The 4,930-nt window shown below is 38.0% G+C and carries 4 protein-coding genes; all 4 read left to right on the top strand.

The genetic code is table 11. The features are described from left to right. Positions 1–63 precede the first annotated feature (63 nt). The 4 genes from BAZSYMA_RS04545 to tldD are packed head-to-tail and all read left to right on the top strand — an operon-like array spanning position 64 to position 4,784. Positions 64–351, top strand: a complete 288-nt coding sequence (locus tag BAZSYMA_RS04545) for a hypothetical protein (RefSeq protein ID WP_090716084.1) — start codon at positions 64–66, stop codon at positions 349–351. Then, positions 348–833 carry an asparaginase domain-containing protein gene (locus tag BAZSYMA_RS04540; RefSeq protein WP_090716083.1) on the top strand — a complete coding sequence of 162 codons (486 nt, stop codon included), beginning with the start codon at positions 348–350 and terminating at the stop codon, positions 831–833. Before BAZSYMA_RS04545 ends, BAZSYMA_RS04540 begins: the two co-directional genes overlap by 4 nt. Before the next feature lie 19 nt (positions 834–852). After that, positions 853–3,369 carry a YhdP family protein gene (locus BAZSYMA_RS04535; protein WP_090716081.1) on the top strand — a complete coding sequence of 839 codons (2,517 nt, stop codon included), beginning with the start codon at positions 853–855 and terminating at the stop codon, positions 3,367–3,369. Further along, positions 3,366–4,784 (top strand): metalloprotease TldD, encoded by a 1,419-nt coding sequence (tldD, locus tag BAZSYMA_RS04530; protein ID WP_090716078.1) that lies wholly within the window; start codon positions 3,366–3,368, stop codon positions 4,782–4,784. Before BAZSYMA_RS04535 ends, tldD begins: the two co-directional genes overlap by 4 nt. Positions 4,785–4,930: the final 146 nt, after the last annotated feature.

Here is a 4,930-nt window from a genome sequence, read left to right as displayed (position 1 = left end):
TACAAAGTTGGTGAATATCCACAATTTTGTACTGGTTATTATGAAACAGATGTCATGCCATGATTGAGTAAGAAAGAAAGATTTACAGTCTTAAGGTATAAGGCATTCAATGAAAAATTTAAAACTGCTTTTTTGAAAAATATTTCCAAGACAAAAGATAAGCAATACAAGATAGTTAAAAAAACCGACAATAGCGCATTTTATTGCTCTCAATATGTTTGGTATTTGTATTGGAAAACCGCCAAAGATTTGGGTTATGATTTAGATGTTGATGAGGGTGGTGGTTATTTTGTGACGCCGTATGACTTATTAAATTCTAAATATTTTGATAAGGTATCATTCACACTATGAAAATTAAGGTTTTAATTACTGGCGGTACGATTGATAAAGCCTACAACACTTCAACAGGTAAATTGGCTTTTGTAGAAACACATATTATTGATATGCTCAACCGTTCGCGCTCAATGGCAGAGACTTTGTCCGAAGTGTTATTTTTGAAAGATTCATTAGAGATAACGCATGACAACAGAGCTTTGATTTTATCTAAATGTCTTGAATCTGGAGAAGATGCTATCTTAATCACGCATGGTACGGACACCATGGTAGAAACCGCTCAATTATTAGGTGAGAATATTCAAGATAAAACCATTGTTTTGTTTGGCGCGATGATACCTTATTCAGTGAATCAATCGGACGGTTTGTTTAACCTAGGTTTTGCACTTAGTAGCGTGCAAAATCAGCCATCTGGTGTGTATATTGCTATGAATGGTAAAGTGTTTGATTTTGATAAGGTGCAAAAAAACACCTCGCTAGGTATTTTCGAAAACATCTAGGCGTTATAATACCAGTCTAATGAGTAAAAAATTACTATCGCACAGCGTTAAAATACTTAAGCTAAGTACTTGGATTGGCGGTATTTTAGCAACACTTATTGTTTTGATTGTCACAGTTGTTATAACCTTTCCTGTATTGATTAAAGAGCCCTTTGAAGCGCAATTATCCGAACTTAGTGATTTAGATGTTAAAATTTCTAAACCCTATTTTGATTTTAAGAATGGCAATATATCTTTGAAAATAGATAAATTGGAAGCATTCGCTATTGAGCCAGCACCAAACAGTAGCCCTCTGAGAGGGCAGAAAAATCTGGTTGTGGTGGCTGATAATTTAAAATGGGAGTTATATTTATACTCATTATTCAATGATATTTACAATCCAGATAAGATTTCTATTGGTGTTCTGACACTTGATTTAAATGCCGTTCAAAGCAATATTGAATTTGATGTTGAGCAAGTTCAGTATTTGGCAGCCCTACCGAACTCAGAGATATTTGATTTTTTAAAGGCGTTAGATATTAATAAAATGCTCATCAAAGAAGGTGATCAAAAATATGAAATTGCACCCCTATCAATCACTTCTAACAACAAGCAACTTACACTTAAGATTACTGGACAGAGCTTAAGCCTTAAAGCATCAGAGCCAAATACGAGCAAGGTAGATATTATTGCTACCATTCTTGGTACTCAATCTGAAAATGCGCTGTTAAATTTACCAATCACAATTAGTAATGAAGATTTATTGATAACAACGAATGTTAAATTTACCAATCAGGCGGGAGATAATGTTGTTGAGTTTGAGAGTTTTCTAGAGCAAATGCCAGCCAACAAACTTGTCAATTATTTACCATCACAATTAGTGGGCGATGATACTTATACTTGGATAAAACAGGGGTTTCTTGCTGGCACATTGCAAGATTCAAAACTTAAAATTAAGAAAAATCTATCAAAATTAAGCGATGCACAGGTGCAATTCAGTAGTCAATTAAAAGAGGTGGAGCTTGAGTTTAGTGGGGATTGGGAGCCACTTAAAAAACTTAATGCCAGTTTTGAGACGGACGGCAAAAGAATGACAGTGATGGTGCGTGATGCCGAACTTAATAATATGACACTCAATACGCTTAAGGTTCAAATTGACGATATAAGCCAACAGGATTTAGATGTCAAAGTCACGGGCAAAATTAATACTCAGAGCGAGCGTTTGGTTGATTTTTTAAAGCGCTCGCCACTTGATAAATCGGTGTATGAGACGCTAAGTAGTATTAATTTATCTGGCAAGGTAACTGATGGCAATATGCGCTTGGTGATTCCACTAGATGAAAGAGAGCCAATATTAGATATTGATTTGAGCCTGAAAAACAATCTTTTGTCCGTTCTAGATGGCGGTGTTGTGGTTAATAATTACGATTCAAAGCTGGCATTTTATAGCAATGAAATTACCGCTATTGGTGTAGGCAATATTCGCGGTATGCCGTTTGACATTCGTATCAACCCTAAGAAAACAGACAACAGCGACACTACTTTTAGTGTGGTGTTGACCAATCAGAATAACGGGCTTAAGGCTTATATTGATAAGCAACTTGATCAATCTTGGCGTGGAAGGATTGAATCCAAATCGGTTAAGGGCAAGGTGGCAGTTTTCCCAAATGAAGCGGGTATTCCAAATGTTAGATTATTAGAGCTGCAAGTTACAAGTTTAGATGTGATTAAAGGTGAATGGAAGATCACGCCAAAAGATTTTCCTAGTATGCATTTAAACGCTACAAACATTCGCATTAACGAAAATATTTTCCCAGATTTTGGTGCTGAATTGGTGTCTAAGGATGGCGTGCTTTCCATTAATAATTTACAGTTTAAAGGGATTGGCGTTAGCAAAAAAGTGCTTAATTTTCAAGGCTCTTGGGATGGTAAAAACACACAACTTAGCGCTAAGGCAAAAGGCAAGAGTTTGTCTGAATTTTTGCAGCGGCTGAAAGTTAAAGAAAAAGCCACGGGTGGAGAATTTGATTTTGATGTGAGTCTTGCTTGCGAATGTGCTCCATGGAATATGAGCTATCAAAATATCACTGGTTATCTCGATATGAATGTTAAAAAAGGCGTATTTACCGACCAAGACCCTCATATTGGACGAATTTTGTCACTGCTCAATATCAAATCAATTGCTAAACGCCTAAGCTTAAATTTTTCTGATGTTACCAACAAAGGCTTTACTTATGAACATATAAAAACGCAGGTGCGTCTAAAAAATGCAGTTGCTAAGATTGAGGATTTTAACTTAAAAGCTTTATCGGGCAATATTGTTCTGACAGGGCAAAGTCATATTACGGATAAGCAATATGACTTGATAGCAAAAGTAACACCTGCCATCAGCAACGCTGTACCTATTGCCACCTATCTTGCAGGAGGTGGGTTGATTGGCTTAGGTGTGTGGGCAATAGACAAAACATTGTTTGGCGGTGATTTAATTAATAAAGTCGCAGTGTTTAAATATAAAATTACGGGAGCGTGGGATAAACCTATTATTAAAGAACAATGATTGAACAACTACTGAATGAAAATTATCTAAACCAAGACAAAATTGAGGGGCTACTTTCCGATTTATTTGTCAAAGGCATCGACTATGCAGATTTGTATTTCCAGCATTCAATTGCTGAATCTTGGTTTTTAGAAGAAGGCATTGTTAAATCTGGCACTTATAATATTAGTCACGGTGTGGGTGCGCGTGCAGTGAAGGCAGAGCAAACAGGGTTTGCTTATTCGGATGATTTAAACATTGATGCCATTCAAAAAGCCGTTGATTTCGCCAAAGGTATCTCTAAAAACCAAGCAGCACAAAAAATTCAGACTTTGCAGTCAATCCCTTATGTGGCTAAGTACAACGGCTTGAGTCCATTAGACAGTCTGAACTCAGCAGAGAAGGTTGATTTGCTAAAACGCATTGATAACATTGCCAGAAAAGAGCCAAAAGTTAAACAAGTCAGTGCCTCACTATCAGGGGCTTATACCGAGGTGTTGATTGTTTCAACCGATGGCGTTTATCAAAAAGATTATCGCCCTATGGTGCGTATCAGTGTTAGCGTGATTGTTGAGCATGAGGGTAGAATTGAGTCAGCTTCAAGTGGCGGCGGCGGTCGTTATGATTATCGGTATTTTATCGATCATAATTTTGCTGAAGTCTATGCCCAAGAAGCCATTCGTCAAGCGTTAGTCGCACTTGAGGCGCAAGACGCTCCTGCTGGCAAACTACCCGTAATCTTAGGGCCAGGTTGGCCAGGGGTGTTGTTGCACGAGGCTATTGGACACGGCTTAGAGGGGGATTTTAATCGCAAAGGCACCTCTGTTTTTACGGGGAAAATTGGCGAACAAGTTGCCAGTGAAAAATGTACCATTGTTGATAACGGCACTTTGGCCAATCGTCGTGGTTCTTTAACCGTTGATGATGAAGGCACACAGACGCAAAATACCACTTTGATTGAAAATGGCATTTTGAAAGGTTATATGTTTGATAAGATGAATGCAAAATTGATGGGCGTTGAGCCAACGGGTAATGGGCGACGCGAATCTTATGCGCATATCCCGATGCCAAGAATGACCAATACCTATATGCTCAATGGTGAAGACACATTAGAGGAGATGATTGCCTCCGTTGATGATGGACTCTACGCTGTGAATTTTGATGGCGGTCAAGTCGATATCACCTCAGGTAAGTTTGTTTTCTCAGCAAATGAAGCTTATCTTATTAAGAATGGCAAAATCACCACACCCGTCAAAGGCGCAACCCTCATCGGCTCTGGCGATGAAGCACTGAAAAAAATCTCCATGGTCGCCAACGATTTAAAACTCGATAGCGGTGTTGGCGTTTGTGGCAAAGACGGACAAAGCGTGCCAGTAGGCGTTGGGCAGCCCAGTCTTAAAATTGACGAGCTTACTGTTGGTGGCACACAGGTATGATTAAATTATCGAAAATATGGGAATTTTATAAGCCAACCTATTAGAGTAATCTGGTTTTTCGTTGGAAATTTTTGAATTATTTGATAGAAAATAGCTATAGAGTTAAAATAAAAAACTTATAGGATGGCGTGATGACTTTCGAAATA

It is taken from the genome of Bathymodiolus azoricus thioautotrophic gill symbiont (genome assembly GCF_001298715.1).
Lineage (GTDB): Bacteria > Pseudomonadota > Gammaproteobacteria > PS1 > Pseudothioglobaceae > Thiodubiliella.
The sequence above is the reverse complement of the archived record's forward strand: the minus strand, read 5'-3'. Positions and strand labels throughout refer to the sequence as shown.

Excerpts from the sequence above, each read along its gene's own strand:
- BAZSYMA_RS04540 (WP_090716083.1), top strand. The coding sequence starts at position 348 with ATGAAAATTAAGGTTTTAATTACTGGCGGTACGATTGATAAAGCCTAC.
- tldD (WP_090716078.1), top strand. The coding sequence starts at position 3,366 with ATGATTGAACAACTACTGAATGAAAATTATCTAAACCAAGACAAAATT.
- BAZSYMA_RS04535 (WP_090716081.1), top strand. The coding sequence starts at position 853 with ATGAGTAAAAAATTACTATCGCACAGCGTTAAAATACTTAAGCTAAGT.